Here is an 18,333-nt window from a genome sequence, read left to right as displayed (position 1 = left end):
TCCGGCAGCGAGGAGCCTCCGATGACCGTCACGGTACGCGACGCCGAATTGAGCAGCCGCTTCGAGGCCTGGGCGGACGACGCCTTGGCCGGCTTCGCCGAGTACATGCGCAGCGACCACCTGGTGGTGTACCCGCACACGGTGGTGCAGCCGGCCTTCGAGGGGCAGGGGATCGGCGGCGCGCTGGCCCGGGCGGCCCTGGACGACGCCCGCGAGCGCGGGCTGCCGGTGCTGGCGACGTGCCCGTTCATCAAGGCGTAAATGCTGCGCCACCCCGAGTACGCGGACCTCGCGTACGAGAACCGCAGCCGGGTGAGTGACTGATGGGCGGCGGGGAGGGCGCCGAGAGGGCCGACGGACCCGGCCGGCCGGGTGCGAGGACGTACGAGGCCGCGGGGATCGCGGTGACCTTCGACCCGCAGGTTTGCCGGCGCGCGGCCGAGTGCGTGCACGGGCTGCCGTCGGTGTTCGACACGGCGCGGCGGCCGTGGATCACGCCGGACGGGGCGGAGCCGGGGGTGATCGCCGAGGTGGTGCGGCGCTGTCCGACGGGTGCGCTCCGCTACCGGCTGGCGGATGGCGGGACGGAGCAGCCGGAGCGGCCGACGTCGGTGCGGCGGATGCCGGACGGGCGGCTTCTGGTGCGCGGGGAGCTGAGGGTGGTGGATGCCGAGGGTGGGGTGCGGGAGACGCCGAGGGCGATGTTGTGCGGTTGCGGGCGCAGCGCCGGGCAGCCGTACTGCGACCGGCGTGGGGTGTGCGGCGGGGCGGCGGGCTGAGGGGGGCGAGCGGCGCGCGGCCGCCCGACAGGTAACAGAAAACAGATAACAGATGATGACTGACAGATTTTGAATTCTGTTAGTCGTCGTGTCATGGTTGACCTCGGCCACACCCCGCCGCCCCTCCCCGTCAGGAGCACCCCATGCCGTCCACCCCCCGGATCCACCAGCGCGCCCTCGGCTCCACCGGCCTCACCACCTCCGCCCTCGGCCTCGGCTGTATGGGCATGTCAGACCTCTACGGCCCGGCCGACGAGGCGGAGAGCATCGCCACCATCCACGCCGCGCTCGACGCCGGCGTCACCCTGCTCGACACCGGCGACTTCTACGGCATGGGCCACAACGAGCTGCTGGTCCACGACGCCCTGCGCGGCCGCGACCGCGAGAGCGTCCAGATCAGCGTGAAGTTCGGCGCCCAGCGCAGCCCCGACGGCCAGTGGCTCGGCTACGACGCCCGCCCGGCCGCCACCAAGACCGCTCTCGCCTACACCCTGCGCCGCCTGCGCACCGACTACATCGACGTCTACCGCCCGGCCCGCCTCGACCCGAACGTCCCGGTCGAGGAGACCGTCGGCGCGATCGCCGACCTCGTCAAGGCCGGCTACGTCCGCCACATCGGCCTCTCCGAGGTCGGCGCCGACACACTGCGCCGCGCCGCCGCCGTCCACCCCATCAGCGACCTGCAGATCGAGTACTCGCTCATCTCGCGCTCGATCGAGGACGAGATCCTGCCCGCCGCCCGCGAGTTGGGCATCGGCGTCACCGCGTACGGGGTGCTGTCGCGCGGCCTGCTCAGCGGCCACTGGGACAACGAGCGCGCCCTGGCCGGGGCCGACTTCCGCGGCCACAGCCCGCGCTTCCAGGGCGACAACCTCACCCACAACCTCAAGCTGGTCGAGGCGCTGCGCGCGGTCGCCTCCGAGCGGGGCGCCGGCGTCGCCCAGGTCGCGATCGCCTGGGTCGCCTCGCGCGGCGAGGACATCGTCCCGCTGGTCGGCGCCCGCCGCCGCGACCGGCTGGCCGAGGCCCTCGGCGCCCTGGACGTCACGCTCACCGAGGCCGACCTGGCCGCCATCGAGGCCGCCGTCCCCGCCGGGTCCGCCGCCGGGGAGAGGTACGCTGCCGCTCAGATGGCCCACCTCGACAGCGAGCGCTGACCGCGGCACCAGCCCCGGCCGACGCACGGCGGCCGGGGCCGGGCCGGGCCGGCCCGACAACCGCAGCACGACAACCGCAGCACCCCGCCGGCACGCAGCACGCACCACCCCTGTCAGCCGCAGCACCGTCCGCCGTCCCGGCCGGCGCACCACCGTAAGGATGTACCTCCCCGTGACCACGGACAGCGCACTCACCCCCGAGCAGATCCTGAGCGCGACGGAGGACGTCCTCAGGCGGTTCGGGCCGGCCAAGGCCACGGTCGTGGACGTCGCCCGCACTCTCGGCGTCAGCCACAGCAGCGTCTACCGCTTCTTCCCGAGCAAGGCGGCGCTGCGCGAGGCCGTCACCCAGCGCTGGCTCGACCAGGCCCACGAGGACCTGCAGCACATCGCCGCCGAGCCAGGCCCGGCCGTCGAACGGCTGCACCGTTGGCTGGAGACGCTGTTCGCCGCCAAGCGGAAGAAGGCGCTCGACGATCCGCAGCTGTTCGCCACCTACATGACGCTGGTCTCCGAGACCAGCAGCACCGTCGAGACGCATCTCGACACGTTGGTCGGCCAGATCGGCCAGATCATCCAGAACGGCGTCGAGACCGAGGAGTTCAGGCTCACCCAGATCGAATCGACCGCCCGCGCCGTCTTCGAGGCCACCGCCCACTTCCACGACCCCGCGTACGCCTCCGAGTGGGCCGACCCGCACGCCCCTGAGCGTTTCGAGGCCCTCTGGAAGCTCATCCTCGGCGGCCTGCGCACCCCGTAGGACGTCCGACAGGACGTCCGACAGGACGTCCGACAGGACGCCGAGCAGGCGCCGAGCACGGCGTCTGGCAGAACCTCCCGCCAGGACACCGGGCCCCACTCCGCCCCCACCCCGGGGCGTCAATCCACTCGCCGACCCGCAGCACGGCCCCGCAGACCGGGGCCGGGTCCGCAACGGCCGGGCCCGGTCCGCAGCCGGCGTCAGCGGCCCGCGTCAGCGGCGGGAGTTGCCGAAGAGGATCCGGTACAGGATCAGCAGCACCAGCGCCCCGCCGATCGCCGACGCCCAGGTGGCCAGGTCGAAGAAGTGCGCGGCCACCGGCCGGTGCAGGAAGTGCGAGGAGATCCAGCCGCCGACGAAGGACCCGGCGATGCCGATCAGGGTGGTCACCACCAGGCCTCCCGGGTCCCTCCCCGGCAGCAGCAGCTTGGCCAGGGCCCCGGCCACCAGGCCCAGCACGATCCACGCGACGATACCCATGCGTCCTCCCACCCTCCACGACTCCGCGACGGCGGTCCCGTCCGGGCCGCTCTGCTGCGAAGGACGCGCCGGTGCGCCCCTCCGGTTCCGGTGCGCCGGGCGTGGCACCGGCCGCCGGGACGGCCCGCGCAGCGATACTGCGGCCATGCGCATCCTGATCGCCACCGCCGGCTCCCGGGGCGACGTCGCCCCCTTCACCGGACTCGGCGCCCGGCTCCACGCGGCCGGCCATCAGGTCGCCGTCGCGACCCACACCACCTTCGCCGACTCCGTCCACGCGGCCGGGCTGGAGTTCCGCGCCCTCCCCGTCGACCCGCGCGCCGAACTCGCCTCCGCCCGCGGCCAACGCCTCCTCCGGGCCGGCGCCGGACCGCTCGGAATCCTCCGACTCCTGCGCCTCGGGCGCGCCTTCCTGCCAGCCCTCGGCGACGGCATCGCCTCGGCCACCGAGCTGGGCGCCGACCTGCTCCTCACCACCAGCACCACCTCCGCGCTCGGCCAGGTCGCCGCCGAGGCCGCCGGCATCCCCACCCTCGGCCTCTACCTCCAGCCCCTTTCCCCCACGCGGGAGTTCGCCCCGGCCGTCACCGGCACCAGGTCACTGGGCCGCACCGGGAACCTGCTCGCCGGCCACGCCGTCCAGGCCGCCACCGACCGTCTCTTCGCCCCCGCGGTGCGCCGGCTCCGGCGCCGGCTGGGCCTGCCGGCGCGCAGCATCGCACGGGCCCGGCGTCATCACCCCGTCCTGCACGGCTTCTCCCCCGCCGTCGTCCCGCGCCCCGCCGACTGGCGCCCGGGCCTCGACGTCGCCGGCTACTGGTGGCCCCGCACCGACCCCGGCTGGCAACCCCCGCCCCGGCTGGCCGACTTCCTCGCCGCCGGCCCGCCGCCCGTCTTCGTCGGCTTCGGCAGCCTGGTCGTCCCCGACCCCGAGCGTGTCACCGCCACCGTCCTCGCCGCCGTGCGGGCGGCCCGCGTCCGCGTCGTCCTGCAGTCCGGCTGGAGCGGCCTCGCCGCGCCCGACAGCGACACCGTCCTCACCATCGACGACGCCCCGCACGAGTGGCTCTTCCCCCGCACGGCCGCCGTCGTCCACCACGCCGGGGCCGGCACCACCGCCGCCACGCTCCGCGCCGGCACGCCCGCCGTTCCCGTCCCGGCCCAGCTGGACGCCCCGTTCTGGTCCGCCCGCCTCACCCGCCTCGGCACCACGCCGGGGCCCGTTCCCCTCCCCGCCCTCACCCCGGCCCGCCTGGCCGGCGCGATCCGGCAGACCCTCGACGATCCCCACTACCGCACCCGCGCCCGCTCCGTCGCCGCCACCCTCGCCGCCGAGGACGGCACGGCGAAGGTCCTCGCCGCCATCGAGCGGCTCGGCGGCTGAGCCCCGCCGGACACTCCCACGGACACCCCCGCGGACAGCACCCCAGGCACCCCCACCGACGACACCCCCGCCAACGCCCGCCACCGACGGCACCGCCCTGGCGAGCGGCGCCGCTCCGGTCACCCCCGGGGGCCGCGCCCCGTCGTCACGGTGAGCGCCGTGTAGAGCGCCAGGGACGAGGTGAGGCCGACGGCCCAGCCGTAGTCGGCGAGCGGTTCGAGGAGCGGGACGAGGCCGTCCGCCGGGAAGGGGCCGCCGTGGGAGCCGCCGACCGCGAGGAGGCCGCCCACCAGCAGGACGGTGACGGCACGCCAGTTCCAACCGGCCGTGTACCAGTAGGCGCCGTGCGGGCGGTAGAGGTCGGCGAGGTGGAGGCGGGTACGGCGCAGGAGCCAGTAGTCGGCGATGAGGACGCCGGCGACGGTGCCGAGCAGCCCGCCGACGACTCCCAGCCAGGTGAAGATGTAGACGTGCGGGTCGGAGATCAGCTTCCAGGGGAAGATGGCGATCCCGACGACGCCCGTGATCAGCGCCCCGGTACGGAAGTTGACGAGGCGCGGCATCAGGTTGGCGAGGTCGTAGGCGGGCGAGACCACGTTGGCGGCGATGTTGACGGAGAGGGTCGCGACGAGGACGGTCAGCAGGGCGAACAGGATGCCGACCGGGTTCTCCATCTTGGCGGCGAGCGCGATCGGGTCCCAGACGGGTTCGCCGTAGACGGCCTGCGAGCCGGAGGTGACGAGGACGGAGAGCAGCGCGAAGAGGGTCATGGTGGTGGGCAGGCCGAGGGCCTGGCCGCGGATCTGGGCGCGCTGGCTGCCGCCGAAGCGGGTGAAGTCGGGGATGTTGAGGGAGAGGGTCGACCAGAACCCGATCATGCCCATGAGGGCGGGGAAGAAGACCTTCCAGAAGTCGCCGTCCCAGCCGAGCCGGGAGGGCTGGTCGAGCAGCGGGCCGAAGCCGCCCGCCTTGACGGTGATCCAGACGAGCAGGGCGAGGGCGCCGACGATGACGAAGGGCGCGGCCCAGTTCTCGAAGCGGCGCAGGGTCTCCATGCCGCGGGCGATGACGGCCATCTCGATCAGCCAGAACAGCAGGAAGGAGAGCCACTGCGTCCACGGGTAGCCGCCGAACTCGGCGGCGGTGCGCCAGGATTCGCCGAGGAGCTTGCCGGCGAGCAGGAAGATGCCCTCGCCGCCGATCCAGGTCTGGATGCCGAACCAGGCGCAGGCGACGGCGGCCCGCAGGAGGGCGGGCAGGTTGGCGCCGCGCAGGCCGAAGGAGGCGCGGGCGAAGACCGGGAAGGGGATGCCGTACTTGGTGCCGGCGTGGCCGGTGAGCAGCATCGGCGCGAGCACGATGAGGTTGGCGAGGGCGATGGTGAGGACGGCCTGTTTCCAGTCCATGCCGAGGGCGACGAGGCCGGAGGCGAGGGTCCAGGACGGGATGTTGTGGGCCATGCCGACCCAGAGGGCGAGGAAGTTGTAGGTGGTCCAGGTGCGGCGGCCGACGGGGACGGGGCGCAGGTCGTCGTTGGTGTAGCCGTTGGCGGGCAGGGCCGGGGCGGCCGGGTCCAACTCGACCCGGCCGTCGGCGTGCTGGAGTTGGCGCGCCGGCTCCGCGGAGCCGTCCCCTATCTCGGCGATCCCGGTCACGGGCGGGTACCTTCGCGCAACTGCGGGATGACGTCGGTGCCGTAGGCGTCGATGGTGGCTTCGACGGCGTCGTGCATGGCGTAGACGGCGAACTGGTCGACGCCGAGGGCGCGGAGCCGGCGGAGGCGTTCGCGCTGGGCCTCGACCGGGCCGATGAGGCAGAAGCGGTCGACGATCTCGTCGGGGACGAAGGCGGTGTCGGGGTTCCCGGCCCGGCCGTGGTGGCTGTAGTCGTAACCTTGGCGGCCCTTGATGTAGTCGGTGAGGGCGTCGGGGACGAGGGCGGAGTGTTCGCCGTAGTGGGTGACGAGGTCGGCGACGTGGTTGCCGACCATGCCGCCGAACCAGCGGCACTGTTCGCGGGCGTGGGCGAGGACCTGCGGGGAGTCGTCGGCGGTGACGTAGGCGGGGGCGGCGACGCAGATGGTGACGTCGGCGGGGTCTCGGCCGGCTTCGGCGGCGGCGTTGCGCACGGCCTTGATCATGAACTCGGTGAGGTAGGGGTCGGCCAGTTGGAGGATGAACCCGTCGGCCTGACGCCCCGTCAGATTGAGCGCCTTCGGTCCGTACGCGCCCATCCAGACGGGCAGCCGGGCACCGGGGCGGACCCAGGGCAGGTGCATCTCGGTGCCGTCCACCTCGACGGTGCGACCCTCGGCCAGCTCCTTGACGGCGTGCATGGCCTCGGAGAGCCGGGCGAGGGTCGCGGGGTGGCGGCCGGCGACGCGCATGGCGGAGTCGCCGCGGCCGATGCCGCAGACGGTGCGGTTGCCGTACATGTCGTTGAGGGTGGCGAAGAGGGAGGCGGTGACCTCCCAGGTGCGGGTGGAGGGGTTGGTGACCATCGGGCCGACGGTCAGCTTCGTCGTCTCGGCGAGGATGCGGCTGTAGATGACGAAGGGCTCCTGCCACAGGACGCAGGAGTCGAAGGTCCAGCCGTTGGTGAAGCCGGCCTGTTCGGCGCGGATCATGCGGTCGATGAGGAGGCGGGCGGGCGGGTCGGTCTGCAGGACGAGGCCGATGTCCATGAGGGCTCCGTAAGGTGGCGGGCGGCCCGGGAGGGCCGGGGCTGCCCGGGGAATGCCGGGCTCGGGTGCGGGGTGCGCCCGGGGAACGCCGGACCCGGGGCCGGTGAGGCCCGGCCCCGGGCGACGGCGGAGGTCAGACCAGGTACTGGCAGGTGTCGCGGCGCAGGAAGGTGCCGTGGCCGGCGCGGCCGAGCCACCGGCCGTCGTCGAGGACGACGGTGCCGCGGGAGAGCACCGTCCGGGCGCGGCCGGTGAGTCGGCGGCCTTCGTAGGCCGAGTAGTCGACGTTCATGTGGTGGGTGGCGGCGGAGACGGTCTGCACGGCGGTGGGGTCGTAGACGACCAGGTCGGCGTCGGCTCCGGGGGCGATGGTGCCCTTGCGCGGGTGGAGGCCGAACATCCGGGCCGGGGTGGTGCAGGCGATCTCGATCCAGCGGCGGCGGGTGAGGTGTCCGTCGACCACGGCCTGGTGGAGGAGGTCCATGCGGTTCTCCACGCCGGGCAGGCCGTTGGGGATCTTGGAGAAGTCGCCGCGGCCGAGCTCCTTCTGGCCCACGTAGCAGAACGGGCAGTGGTCGGTGGAGACCACCTGGAGGTCGTTGGTGCGCAGGCCGCGCCAGAGTGCCGCCTGGTGTTCGCGGGGGCGCAGCGGGGTGCTGCACACGTACTTGGCGCCCTCGAAGCCGTCGGCGCCCTCCTCGGCGAGGTTGTCGGTGGAGAGGAAGAGGTACTGGGGGCAGGTCTCGCCGAAGACGTTGTGGCCGTCGTCGCGGGCGCGGGTGAGTTCGGCGAGCGCGGAGGCGGCGGAGACGTGGACGACGTAGAGGGGGCTGCCGGCGACCTGGGCGAGCTTGATGGCGCGGTGGGTGGCCTCGGCCTCCAGGAGCTCGCGGCGGACCTCCCCGTGGTACCGGGGGGCGGTCCGGCCGGCGGCGAGGGCCTGTTCGACCAGCACGTCGATGGCGATGCCGTTCTCGGCGTGCATCATGATCAGCCCGCCGTTGGCGGCGCCGCGCTGCATGGCGCGCAGGATGCGGCCGTCGTCGCTGTAGAAGACGCCGGGGTAGGCCATGAAGAGCTTGAAGGAGGTGGACTCGCCGGAGTCGACGAGGGCGTCCATCTCCTTGAGGACGCCGTCGTTGACGTCGGAGACGATGGTGTGGAAGGCGTAGTCGACGGCGCAGTTGCCGTCGGCCTTGGCGTGCCAGGCGTCGAGGCCTTCGCGCAGGGAGCCCCCGACGGGCTGGACGGCGAAGTCGACGATGGTGGTGGTGCCGCCCCAGGCGGCGGCGCGGGTGCCGGTCTCGAAGGTGTCGGAGGCGGCGGTGCCGCCGAAGGGCAGCTCCATGTGGGTGTGGGCGTCGACGCCGCCGGGGATGACGTAGTGGCCGGTGGCGTCGATGACGGTGTCGGCGGTCCAGGCGAGGGCGGCGTCGCTGCCGGTGGCGGCGAGGGCCACGATGCGTTCGCCCTCGACGAGGACGTCGGCGTGGAGTTCGTCGGCGGCGGTGATGACGAGGCCGCCGCGGATGACGGTACGGGTGGTCATGGTGCGGGCCCCTCTCACGCCTCGGTCAGGGGTCCGTAGGCCTCGGGGCGGCGGTCGCGGTAGAACGCCCACTGCTGGCGGACCTCTTCGATGAGGTCGAGGTCGAGGTCGCGGACGACGAGCTCCTCCTCCTTGTCGGAGGCGACGTCGCCGACGAACTGGCCGCGCGGGTCGACGAAGTAGGAGGTGCCGTAGAAGTCGTTGTCGCCGTACTCCTCGGTGCCGACGCGGTTGATGGCGGCGACGAAGTACTCGTTGGCGACGGCGGCGGCGGGCTGTTCGAGCTGCCACAGGTAGGCGGAGAGGCCGCGGCTGGTGGCGGAGGGGTTGTAGACGATCTGGGCGCCGGCCAGGCCCAGGGCGCGCCAGCCCTCGGGGAAGTGGCGGTCGTAGCAGATGTAGACGCCGACCCTGCCGACGGCGGTGTCGAACACGGGCCAGCCGAGGTTGCCGGGCTTGAAGTAGTACTTCTCCCAGAAGCCCTTGACCTGGGGGATGTGGTGCTTGCGGTACTTGCCGAGGTAGCGGCCGTCGGCGTCGATCACGGCGGCGGTGTTGTAGTAGACGCCGGGCTGGTCCTCCTCGTAGACGGGGACGACCACGACCAGGCCGAGTTCGCGGGCGAGGTCCTGCATCCGGCGGACGGTGGGGCCGTCGGGGACGGCCTCGGCCCAGCGGTAGTGCTCGGGTTCCTGGACCTGACAGAAGTAGGGGGCGTTGAAGACCTCCTGGAATCCGATGATCTTCGCGCCCTGGGCGGCGGCCTCACGGGCGTACCGCTCGTGGAGGGCGATCATCGTCTCCTGGTCCCCGGTCCACCGGGTCTGGACGAGGGCGGCGCGGACGATCTGCGACATGGGTACCTCCGCAACTCCGTGGCCCGGCCGGGGCGGCGGGCCTGCGGTCTGAGGGTTGACGGGGTGGTTCTTGCTGCGGGTTCACGCGTGTGCCGACCAACGCATCTACGTGCGTAGAACGTGGTGCGTAGACCGTAGGCCCGGCCTCGGTGGCCTGACAATACGTCGGGCGTAACGCGGCTGGGGCGATCTTGTTACGCGGACACGCAGGAGCGAGTAGATGGGATGAAACGGTCATCTACCCCGCCAGGACTCTCCTTACTCATTCGGGTGAATCCTGTGCGAGGTACTGCGTATCGGGGTAGTACGCGCCATGATGCTGCTCCGGTACGTCACCGGGCGGTGGCCGACAGTGATCCCTGCCGCCAGGGCGGCCGGGCCCGGGGTGCACGGGGAGGTGGTCGTGGTGGCGGAGTCCGGGGAGCCCTCCACACCCGTTCCGCGCCGCCCGGTGCCGCCGTGGGCCGGCGTGCTGCTCGCGCTCGGCGTGCCCGTCCCGCTCGCGCTCGGGTGGCTGCTCTTCCGCCACTGGGCCCCGGCGGTGCGGGGCGTGGCGCTGGAGCTGGCCGGCACCCGGGAGGCCGCCGAGGCCGTGGCCGGCGGGCACCTCGCGGCGTACCGCTCGGCCCTCGCGGCCGGCTGGTGGCTGCTCGGCGGCTGCACCCTGACACTCGCGGCGGCCGGGCTGCTGGGCCGCTACGTGCTCACCCGGCCGCACTGGCGGCTCACCGCGCTCGCCGGCGGCGGCGCCGGGCTGCTCGCGGGCGCCTGCGGCCTCACGGGGAACGCCCTGCTGGGCGCGGGGCTGGACGCGCTGGAGGCCGCCGGCTCCGACGCCCCCTTCGCCGCCGCGTCCGCGCTCGCCACCGTCATGTGGCTGCTGCTCCTGCCGGCCGCGGCGATCGCCCTGGTCGTCGTCGCCGTCACCCTCCACCGCGCGCTGCGCGCCCTGCTGCGGCGCCCGCCCGAGGCCGCCGCCGATCCCCCCGCAACCCCCGAGGCGCCCGCCCTGGTCCCGCCCTGGCCGGTGGCCACCGCCCGCGGCGGGCGCTGGCCGCCCGGCCGCCGCGCACACCCCCCGCTCGACCACCGGGCCCGCTGGCGCAACGGCGCCGTGGTGCCGCCCGGGCGGGAGCACGCCCGGCTGGGGTTCTGCGTCTCCGGCGGCGGCATCCGGTCCGCCTGCATCACCCTCGGCGCCCTCCAGGAACTGCGGCCCTGGCTGAAACAGGCCCGCTACCTGGTCTCCGTCTCCGGCGGCGGCTACACCGTCGGCGCGCTGCAACTGGCGCTCAGCGACGCGGCGCCCGGCGGCCCGGTGCACGCCGTCTCCGGCCTGACGGCGGACAACGTCCTGGAGCCCGGCTCCCCGGAGGAGGACCACCTGCGCCGGCACGCCAAGTACCTGGCGGACGGCGCCGGGCAGTGGCTGGTCGCCCTCGGGACGCTGCTGCGCGGCCTGGTCGCGGCACTCACCCTGCTGCTCGCCACCGTCCTGGTGATCGGCCTCGGGCTCAGCCGCTTCTACCACCTCGTACCGCTGGCCGACATCGACGGCCTGGCCGCTGCCGGCCTGCGCACCGGCGGGGCCGGCCCGCCCGGCCCGCTCACCGTCCGCCCGCCGGCCGTACTGGCCCTGCTCGGGCTGCTCGCGGCCGCCGTCGCCTGCTGGCTGCTCTGGCTGCTGGCCTTCTCCCTGCTCGGCTGGAACACCCTGCTGCCGCGCACGCTGCGCCGGCTCTCCCACGGCGCGCTGGCGCTGGCGGCGCTGCTGGCCGCCGGCGTCCTGGTGGTGCCCGGGCTCGCCTGGGGCGCGGTCCGGCTCCAGGAGGCGCTCGCGGTCGGCGCGCGCCAGACCGGCGCGGGCATCAGCCTCACCGTCCTGCTCAGCTACCTGGCCCTGCTGCTCGGCATCCTCTGGCACGGGCGCCGGGCCGTCGAGCAGGGCGCGGCGGCGCTCGGCGGGCTGGTGCACGGCGCCAGACGCCTCGGCGGCGGGCTCGGCGGCCGCATCACCGAGTACCTGCTCGTCTGGTCGGCGCTGGCCGCGCTGTCGGCGGGCGCGCTGCTCGCCCTCGGCTGGGCGGTCGCCACCGGGCACGCCTGGCCGGCCGCCGCCCAGGTGCTGCTGCCGCTCGTTCTCGGGTCGGTCGGGCTCAACCTCGACCAGACCTGGATGGGACTGCACCCGTTCTACCGGCGCCGGCTCGCCTCCGCGTTCGCCGTCCGCCGCGCCACCGAGGACGGCGAGGTGCTGGCCCGGCCGTACCACTTCTTCCGCGAGCAGACCCGGCTCAGCCACTACGGCGCCCGGCACCCCGGCTTCCCTCAGGTGGTGTTCGCGGCGGCGGCCAACCTGTCCGGCAACTCCCGTACGCCGCCCGGGCGCCGGGCCGTCTCGTTCACCTTCTCGCACGACTACGTGGGCGGGCCGGACGTCGGCTACGCCCGGACGGACCTGCTGGAGCGGCGTACCCGGCGGCACATCGCCCGGGACCTCACCGTGCAGTCCGCGATGGCCGTCTCGGGCGCCGCGTTCTCCTCGGCGATGGGGCGTCAGTCCCGCGCCTACCAGGGCCTGTTCGCCGTCACCAACGCCCGGCTCGGCAGCTGGCTGCCCAACCCGGCCGTCCTCGGACCGCTCTGGGCGCCCGACCGCGACTGGCGGCGCGCGCCGCAGCCCGCCGTCCGACGGCTCCCCTACCAACTGCGCGAGCTGTGCGGGCGGTTCCCGATGGAGGACCGGTTCCTGCTCACCACCGACGGCGGCCACTACGAGAACCTCGGGCTGGTCGAGCTGCTCCGGCACGGCGTCCGCACCGCGGTCTGCATCGACGCCAGCGGGGACACCTCCTACGCGGCCACCCTGGCGGCGGCGATCACACTCGCCCGCGAGGAGCTGGGCATCACCATCACCCTCCACGAGCCCGAGCTGCTGATCCCCGGCAGTGCGGACGGGCAGCCGCTGCACGGCCTCGCGGCGCGGCTGGCCGACCGGCTCTCCGCCCGAACGGTGATCACCGGGTCCATCCACTACCCGGACGCCCTCACCATCCCGGACGAGGACGGCGAGGACGGCGAGGGCAGCGAAGACGGCGGGGGCGACAGGGACGATGAGGGCAGGGAGGGCAGGGAGGGCGGGGACGGCGGGAAGATCGGCACGCTGATCGTCGTCCAGGCCGTGCTGACCGCCGACATGCCCTACGAGCTGCACTCGTACGCGGTGGCCAATCCGGCCTTCCCCAACGACTCCACCAGCGACCAGTGGTTCGACCACCGGCAGTTCGACGCGTACCAGACGCTGGGCCGCCACCTGGGCGAGCAGGCCGCGCCCGTGATCAAGGCGGCACTGGCGGGTAGGCGCCCGGGCGCAGCGGCCCCCGGCCCGGCGTCCCCGGGCACGGCGAGCCCGGCCACCCCGTCGCACGTCCCGGCGCCGGCCCCGCCCGCACCCCGGCGCGCCACGCAGGGGTGACGAGGCTCGCTTGACTCGTGCCCGTCCCGTCGGGAAGGATCCGGCCCATGGACTCCGGCGCCACTCTGGTCTGCCGCCTGCACGTCGATCTGCGACGCCAGGCCAGTTCCATCTGTGCCTGTTGACCCTGCCTTTCCCCGCCGGTCCCGCCCTGTGACGTCTTCCAGGGCCCGCGCCGCGCACCCGCACCCGCACTCCTGACGCGCCCCGCCCGGCGCACCCGTGCCCGCCCCGCACGTCCGCGGCCACACCTGCATCCACGACCGGGCACGGCCACCCGCCCTCCGCTCGCTCCGCCTTCCCCGAGGACGCCCACATGAGCCTGGACCTCGCAGCCGCCATCGCAGACACCACGCCGTCCACCGCCACCACGACCGCAGAGGCGGCACCCGCCGCCACCGAAGAGACCCGCGCCCCGCTCACGCCCAACGCCCTGCGCACGATCGTCCGCGAGCTGGCCGGGCAGCCCGACCAGTGGATCCCGCACGTCCGGCTCTCCACCGACGAGCGCTGGTACCGGCGGCTGGCGGCCGACGACGACCACGAGGTCTGGCTGATCAGCTGGCTGCCGGGCCAGTCCACCGGGTTCCACGACCACGGCGGCTCGCGCGGCGCGTTCACCGTGGCGCTCGGCGAGTTGGAGGAGCTCTCGCTCGGCGGGCCCGAGCAGGGCCTGCTGATCCGCCGGGTGCCGGCCGGCACCGCCCGGGCGTTCGGCCCCGAGTACGTGCACGACGTCCGCAACACGGCCTCCGGCCCCGCCGTCACCCTGCACGCCTACTCGCCGCCGCTGAGCTCGATGGCGCACTACGACCTGCGGGCCGGTGGCCTGGTCCGCACCTCACAGGAAGGACCGGAGCAGTGGTGACCACCATTGACGACCTGGTGGAGCGCGCCCGCGAGGGCGTCCACCGACCCCGGGCCCGGGAGGCCTACCAGGCGCAGCTGGACGGCGCGCTGCTGGTGGACATCCGCCCGGCGGCACAGCGGGCGGCCGAGGGGGAGATCCCGGGGTCGCTGGTGATCGAGCGCAATGTGCTGGAGTGGCGGCTCGATCCGACCGGCAGCCACCGGATCCCGGAGGCGACGGGGTACGACGTGGAGGTGGTCGTGGTCTGCTCGGAGGGCTACGCCTCCAGTCTGGCCGCCGCCTCGCTGCGTGAGCTGGGGTTGCACCGGGCGACCGATCTGGACGGCGGTTTCGTCGGCTGGGCCGCCGCGGGCCTGCCGACCCGGCCCGGCGGCTGAGGCCCCGGGCCCAGCCGGACGCGGCCGGAACGAGGCCGGGCGCACCCGCCCCGTGGTACGTCGGAGACAGGAGATGATCCAGGTCATAGTCTGATCGGAGTTTCCGCCGGTCCGATGATGGGCAGCCACGCGGGCGGAAGAACGTCCGGGCAGTTGATATGACAGACCGACGGCTGCACCACGCACCGTCAAGTGTCGACAAACCGCCACCGACCGACAGACCGCCACCATCGGCGCCGCCACCGCGGGGCGCCGAGACGAGGAAACTCCCCGTGATCAGATTCGACGGCGCCGGCAAGCGCCACCCCGACGGCACCATCGCCGTCGAGGGCCTGGACCTCGACGTCCCCACCGGCCGGATAACCGTGCTGGTCGGCCCCTCCGGCTGCGGCAAGACGACCCTGCTGCGCATGGTCAACCGGATGGTCGAGCCGACCTCGGGCCGCGTGCTGCTGGACGGCACGGACGTCGCCGAGCTGGAGCCCGCCAAGCTGCGCCGCGGCATCGGGTACGTGATCCAGCAGGCCGGGCTCTTCCCGCACCGCAGGGTGATCGACAACATCGCCACCGTCCCCTACCTCCTCGGCTGGGACCGGAAGACGGCCCGCACCCGGGCCGCCGAGCTGCTGGAGCTGGTCGGGTTGGCGCCCGAGACCGGCAAGCGGTACCCGTTCCAGCTCTCCGGCGGCCAGCAGCAGCGCGTCGGCGTGGCCCGGGCACTGGCCGCCGACCCGCCGGTACTGCTGATGGACGAGCCGTTCAGCGCCGTCGACCCGGTGGTCCGCGCCGGGCTCCAGGACGAGTTGCTGCGGCTCCAGTCCGAGCTGCACAAGACGGTGCTGTTCGTGACGCACGACATCGAGGAGGCCGTGCGGCTCGGCGACCAGGTCGTCGTCCTGCGCGAACAGGGCCGGATCGCCCAGCTCGCCGACCCGCACACGCTGCTCACCGCGCCCGCCGACGACGGCGTGGCCGCCTTCCTCGGCCGTGACCGCGGCCTGCGCGGCCTCGGGCTGCGCCCCGCCACCGCCGTCACCGTCCGCCCGGTGGCCGACGGGCTGCGCTACGGCGGCTGGGAGCTGGCGCTGGACGACGAGCGCCGCCCGATCGGCTGGATCGACCGCGACGCGGCCACCGCCACCCTGCACCCGGCGGCCGGCTACCGGCCCGAGGCCGACACCCTGCGCAGCGCGCTCGACGCCGCCGTCCTCTCCCCCGCCGGGGCCGCCGTCGCGCTGGACGCCGACGGCCGGGCCACCGGGACGGCGAGCCGTGAGGCCGTGCTCGCCGCGCTGGCGGGAGCGCCCGCCCCCGCGAAGACGGCCGGACCTGACGCGGCCCCCCGGCCCGCGACCGGCGCCACCTCGACCACGGCCGACGGAGCCGGTTCGACCACGACCGACGGCACCACCTCCACCACGGCCGACGGAGCCGCTTCGACCGTGGCGGACGGAGTCGTCGGTGGACGATGAACCGCTCGTCCGCTGGTACTGGATCGGCGACCACCTCGGCTACCTCGGCGACCTGCTCGCCGACCACGCGGTGATCGCCCTGCTCCCGGTGCTGATCGGCCTGCTGCTGGCCGTCCCGCTCGGCCTGCTCTGCGCCCGGTTCCCCCGGCTCTACCAGCCGTTCGCCGCCGTCTTCAACGTCGTCTACGCGCTGCCCTCGGTGGCCGTCTTCGTGCTGCTCATCCCCTACACCGGGCTGGCCACCCAGGCGACCGTGATGATCCCGCTGACCTTCTACGCCGTGGCCGTCCTGCTGCCGACCACGGTGGACGGGCTGCGTGCCGTCCCCGAACCGGTCCGGCAGGCGGCGACCGCGATGGGCTACGGGCCGTGGCACCGGCTGGCCGCCGTCGAACTGCCCGCCTCCGTGCCGTACCTGGTGGCCGGGCTGCGGGTGGCGGCGGTCTCCAGCATCTCCCTGGCGAGCGTCGGCGCGCTGATCGGCCGCGGCGGGCTGGGCTACCTGTTCATCGACGGCTTCCAGCGCACCTTCCCGACGCCGATCGTGGCCGGCATCGTGCTGATCGTCGTGCTGGCGCTGGCCGTCGACCTGCTGCTGCTCGGCGCCCGGCGGCTGCTCGCGCCGTGGGCCGTCCGGGAGAAGGAGGCCGTCCGGTGAACTGGCTCTCCTGGCTGGGGGACTTCTTCTCCTCCCCGGACCGCCGCAGCGGCCCGGACTCCATCGTGCACCGCGTCACCGAGCACCTGCTGCTGTCCGGCGAGGCGCTGCTCTGGGCGGCCCTGCTGGCCGTCCCGCTCGGCCTGCTGATCGGCTACACCGGACGCGGCGCCGCCGCCGTGACCTCGCTGGCCGGCGCCGCCCGCGCGCTGCCCACGCTCGGGCTGGTGACGCTGGCGGTGCTGCTGGCCGGGGTCGGCGACACCGCCGTCCTGGTGCCGCTGGTCGCACTCGCCGCGCCGCCGCTGCTGGTGGCCGCCGTCGAGGGGGTCCGCGGCACCGACCCGGACGTCCGGGACGCGGCGCGCGGCGTCGGGCTGACGCACCCGCAGGTACTCCGGCAGGTCTGCCTGCCATCCGCGCTGCCGACCCTGCTGGCCGGCTTCCGGACCGCGACCGTCCAGGTGATCGCGACGGCGACGGTCGCCGCGTACGTCGGCCTCGGCGGCCTCGGCCGGTACGTCATCGACGGGCTGGCCACCCGGAACTACGCCGTCACGGCCGGCGGCGCACTGCTGGTGGTGCTGCTCGCGGTCGGCGTCCAACTCTTCTTCGCCCTGCTCGCCCGGTACGCGCTCCCGCCCGGGCTGCGTGCCCAGCGCCGGGCCGACTGATCCTCGTTCACGCACTCGAAAGGAACACATCACCATGTCGACTTCCGCACGCCGCAGAAGCGGCCGCCGGGCCCTGGCTCTCGGCACCCTCGCCGCGCTCGCCCTCGGCGCCACCGCCTGCTCGTCCTCCGGCGGCGACCCGCTCGGCGGCGGCTCCTCGTCGGCCGCCGCGTCCGGCGCGGGAGGCTCCGGCTCGACCGTGGTGGTCGGCTCGGCGAACTTCCCCGAGAACGTGCTGCTCGGCTCGATCTACTCGCAGGCGCTGAAGGCCAAGGGCGTCAAGGTCGAGGAGAAGTTCAACATCGGCAGCCGCGAGGTGCTCTACGGGCAGCTGCAGAACGGCAGCCTGACGGTGCTGCCCGAGTACAACGGCGCGCTCCTCACCTACCTGGGCGGCACGGCGACCGCGCCGACCAAGGAGGAGGTCAACGCCGCGCTGGCGAAGACCCTGCCGGCCTCGCTGGGGCTCCTGGACTCCTCGCCCGCCGAGGACAAGGACACCCTGAGCATCAGCCAGGAGACCGCCGACAAGTACAGCCTGAAGAGCATCGCCGACCTGGCCGGCAAGGCGGGCGAGTTCACCATCGGCGGCCCGCCGGAGTTCAAGTCCCGCCAGGAGCAGGCGCTCAAGGACGTCTACGGGCTGACCTTCAAGGAGTGGAAGCCGACCGGCGAGACCACTGCCAACGCGATCAAGGACAGCTCGATCCAGGTCGGCAACGTGTTCTCCACCGACCCGAAGATCGCCCAGCTGAAGCTGGTGCCGCTGACCGACCCGAAGGGCCTGTTCGGCGCGCAGAACGTCACACCCCTGGTCAACAAGGCGGGCGTGGACGCCACGGCGACGGCCGCGCTCAACGCGGTGTCGGCCAAGCTGGACACGGCGGGGCTGCTGTCGCTGATGCGGAAGGTCGCCATCGACAAGGAGGACCCGTCGGCGGTGGCCAAGGAGTGGCTGAAGGCCAGCGGGCTGGGCTGAGCCCGGTCGGGCCGGGCCTGGTCAGGCCGGGCCCGGTCAGGTGCGGGGCGGGGGGGGGGGGGGGGGGGGACCGGATGGCCCCCCCCCCCTCTCCTCCTCCCTCCCCCCCCCCCCCCCTCCTCCTTCCCCCCCCCCCCCCCCCCCCCCCCCCCCCCCCCCCCCCCCCCCCCCCCCCCTG

At 74.1% G+C, this 18,333-nt stretch carries 18 protein-coding genes; 13 read left to right on the top strand and 5 right to left on the bottom strand.

Going from position 1 to position 18,333, the window contains the following annotated elements; translation table 11 throughout:
• The first annotated feature begins 21 nt into the window (after nt 1-21).
• The 4 genes from ACZ6NC_RS12175 (at nt 22) to ACZ6NC_RS12160 (ending at nt 2,696) form a co-directional block, all read left to right on the top strand.
• Nucleotides 22-261 (top strand): GNAT family N-acetyltransferase, encoded by a 240-nt coding sequence (locus ACZ6NC_RS12175; protein ID WP_465731631.1) that lies wholly within the window; start codon nt 22-24, stop codon nt 259-261.
• A gap of 62 nt (nt 262-323) precedes the next feature.
• Nucleotides 324-779 (top strand): (4Fe-4S)-binding protein, encoded by a 456-nt coding sequence (locus tag ACZ6NC_RS12170; RefSeq protein ID WP_465731629.1) that lies wholly within the window; start codon nt 324-326, stop codon nt 777-779.
• 143 nt (nt 780-922) lie between these two features.
• Entirely contained in the window at nt 923-1,936 is a 1,014-nt protein-coding gene (locus ACZ6NC_RS12165) for an aldo/keto reductase (protein ID WP_465731627.1), read from the top strand.
• Between the two features lie 160 nt (nt 1,937-2,096).
• The gene (locus tag ACZ6NC_RS12160) at nt 2,097-2,696 is read left to right on the top strand and encodes a TetR/AcrR family transcriptional regulator (RefSeq protein ID WP_465731625.1); all 600 of its coding nucleotides are present in this window, start codon (nt 2,097-2,099) and stop codon (nt 2,694-2,696) included.
• 213 nt (nt 2,697-2,909) lie between these two features.
• Here the strand turns inward: ACZ6NC_RS12160 and ACZ6NC_RS12155 are convergent, their stop codons facing one another.
• Nucleotides 2,910-3,176 (bottom strand): GlsB/YeaQ/YmgE family stress response membrane protein, encoded by a 267-nt coding sequence (locus ACZ6NC_RS12155; RefSeq protein WP_396320145.1) that lies wholly within the window; start codon nt 3,174-3,176, stop codon nt 2,910-2,912.
• Nucleotides 3,177-3,321: 145 nt separating this feature from the next.
• Here ACZ6NC_RS12155 and ACZ6NC_RS12150 point away from each other — a divergent pair, with 145 nt between their 5' ends.
• Nucleotides 3,322-4,560: a glycosyltransferase gene (locus ACZ6NC_RS12150; protein WP_465731623.1), complete on the top strand. Its 1,239-nt coding sequence runs from the start codon at nt 3,322-3,324 to the stop codon at nt 4,558-4,560.
• A 119-nt stretch (nt 4,561-4,679) separates the two neighbouring features.
• On the opposite strand, the gene ACZ6NC_RS12145 is transcribed toward ACZ6NC_RS12150, so the two are convergent.
• The 4 genes from ACZ6NC_RS12145 to ACZ6NC_RS12130 all read right to left on the bottom strand — a co-directional run bounded on the left by ACZ6NC_RS12145 (nt 4,680) and on the right by ACZ6NC_RS12130 (nt 9,649).
• Nucleotides 4,680-6,206: an NCS1 family nucleobase:cation symporter-1 gene (locus tag ACZ6NC_RS12145; protein ID WP_465731746.1), complete on the bottom strand. Its 1,527-nt coding sequence runs from the start codon at nt 6,204-6,206 to the stop codon at nt 4,680-4,682.
• Between the two features lie 5 nt (nt 6,207-6,211).
• Complete coding sequence (locus tag ACZ6NC_RS12140; RefSeq protein WP_465731621.1) at nt 6,212-7,243, bottom strand: TIGR03842 family LLM class F420-dependent oxidoreductase; 1,032 nt, start codon at nt 7,241-7,243, stop codon at nt 6,212-6,214.
• Between the two features lie 133 nt (nt 7,244-7,376).
• Nucleotides 7,377-8,792, bottom strand: coding sequence for a dihydropyrimidinase (hydA, locus tag ACZ6NC_RS12135; RefSeq protein ID WP_465731619.1), 1,416 nt, complete (start codon nt 8,790-8,792; stop codon nt 7,377-7,379).
• Between the two features lie 14 nt (nt 8,793-8,806).
• Nucleotides 8,807-9,649: a nitrilase-related carbon-nitrogen hydrolase gene (locus tag ACZ6NC_RS12130; RefSeq protein WP_465731617.1), complete on the bottom strand. Its 843-nt coding sequence runs from the start codon at nt 9,647-9,649 to the stop codon at nt 8,807-8,809.
• A gap of 313 nt (nt 9,650-9,962) precedes the next feature.
• On the opposite strand from ACZ6NC_RS12130, the gene ACZ6NC_RS12125 reads away from it, so the two are divergent.
• The 8 genes from ACZ6NC_RS12125 (at nt 9,963) to ACZ6NC_RS12090 (ending at nt 18,155) form a co-directional block, all read left to right on the top strand.
• Nucleotides 9,963-13,124 carry a hypothetical protein gene (locus ACZ6NC_RS12125; protein ID WP_465731615.1) on the top strand — a complete coding sequence of 1,054 codons (3,162 nt, stop codon included), beginning with the start codon at nt 9,963-9,965 and terminating at the stop codon, nt 13,122-13,124.
• Nucleotides 13,125-13,171: 47 nt separating this feature from the next.
• Nucleotides 13,172-13,249 (top strand): putative leader peptide, encoded by a 78-nt coding sequence (locus ACZ6NC_RS12120; protein ID WP_107086570.1) that lies wholly within the window; start codon nt 13,172-13,174, stop codon nt 13,247-13,249.
• A gap of 191 nt (nt 13,250-13,440) precedes the next feature.
• Nucleotides 13,441-13,992, top strand: coding sequence for a cysteine dioxygenase (locus tag ACZ6NC_RS12115; protein ID WP_465731613.1), 552 nt, complete (start codon nt 13,441-13,443; stop codon nt 13,990-13,992).
• The gene (locus ACZ6NC_RS12110; protein ID WP_465731611.1) at nt 13,986-14,372 is read left to right on the top strand and encodes a rhodanese-like domain-containing protein; all 387 of its coding nucleotides are present in this window, start codon (nt 13,986-13,988) and stop codon (nt 14,370-14,372) included. Before ACZ6NC_RS12115 ends, ACZ6NC_RS12110 begins: the two co-directional genes overlap by 7 nt.
• A gap of 272 nt (nt 14,373-14,644) precedes the next feature.
• Nucleotides 14,645-15,844 (top strand): ABC transporter ATP-binding protein, encoded by a 1,200-nt coding sequence (locus ACZ6NC_RS12105; protein WP_465731609.1) that lies wholly within the window; start codon nt 14,645-14,647, stop codon nt 15,842-15,844.
• On the top strand, nt 15,834-16,502 hold the full coding sequence (locus ACZ6NC_RS12100) for an ABC transporter permease (protein ID WP_465731607.1): 669 nt from the start codon (nt 15,834-15,836) through the stop codon (nt 16,500-16,502). Before ACZ6NC_RS12105 ends, ACZ6NC_RS12100 begins: the two co-directional genes overlap by 11 nt.
• A complete protein-coding gene (locus ACZ6NC_RS12095) occupies nt 16,499-17,176 on the top strand; it encodes an ABC transporter permease (protein ID WP_465731605.1) in 678 nt (225 codons plus the stop codon). Before ACZ6NC_RS12100 ends, ACZ6NC_RS12095 begins: the two co-directional genes overlap by 4 nt.
• 34 nt (nt 17,177-17,210) lie before the next feature.
• Nucleotides 17,211-18,155: an ABC transporter substrate-binding protein gene (locus ACZ6NC_RS12090; RefSeq protein WP_465731603.1), complete on the top strand. Its 945-nt coding sequence runs from the start codon at nt 17,211-17,213 to the stop codon at nt 18,153-18,155.
• Nucleotides 18,156-18,333 lie beyond the last annotated feature (178 nt).

The sequence above is a fragment of the Kitasatospora sp. NPDC041988 genome (assembly GCF_055588525.1).
The sequence above is the reverse complement of the archived record's forward strand: the minus strand, read 5'-3'. Positions and strand labels throughout refer to the sequence as shown.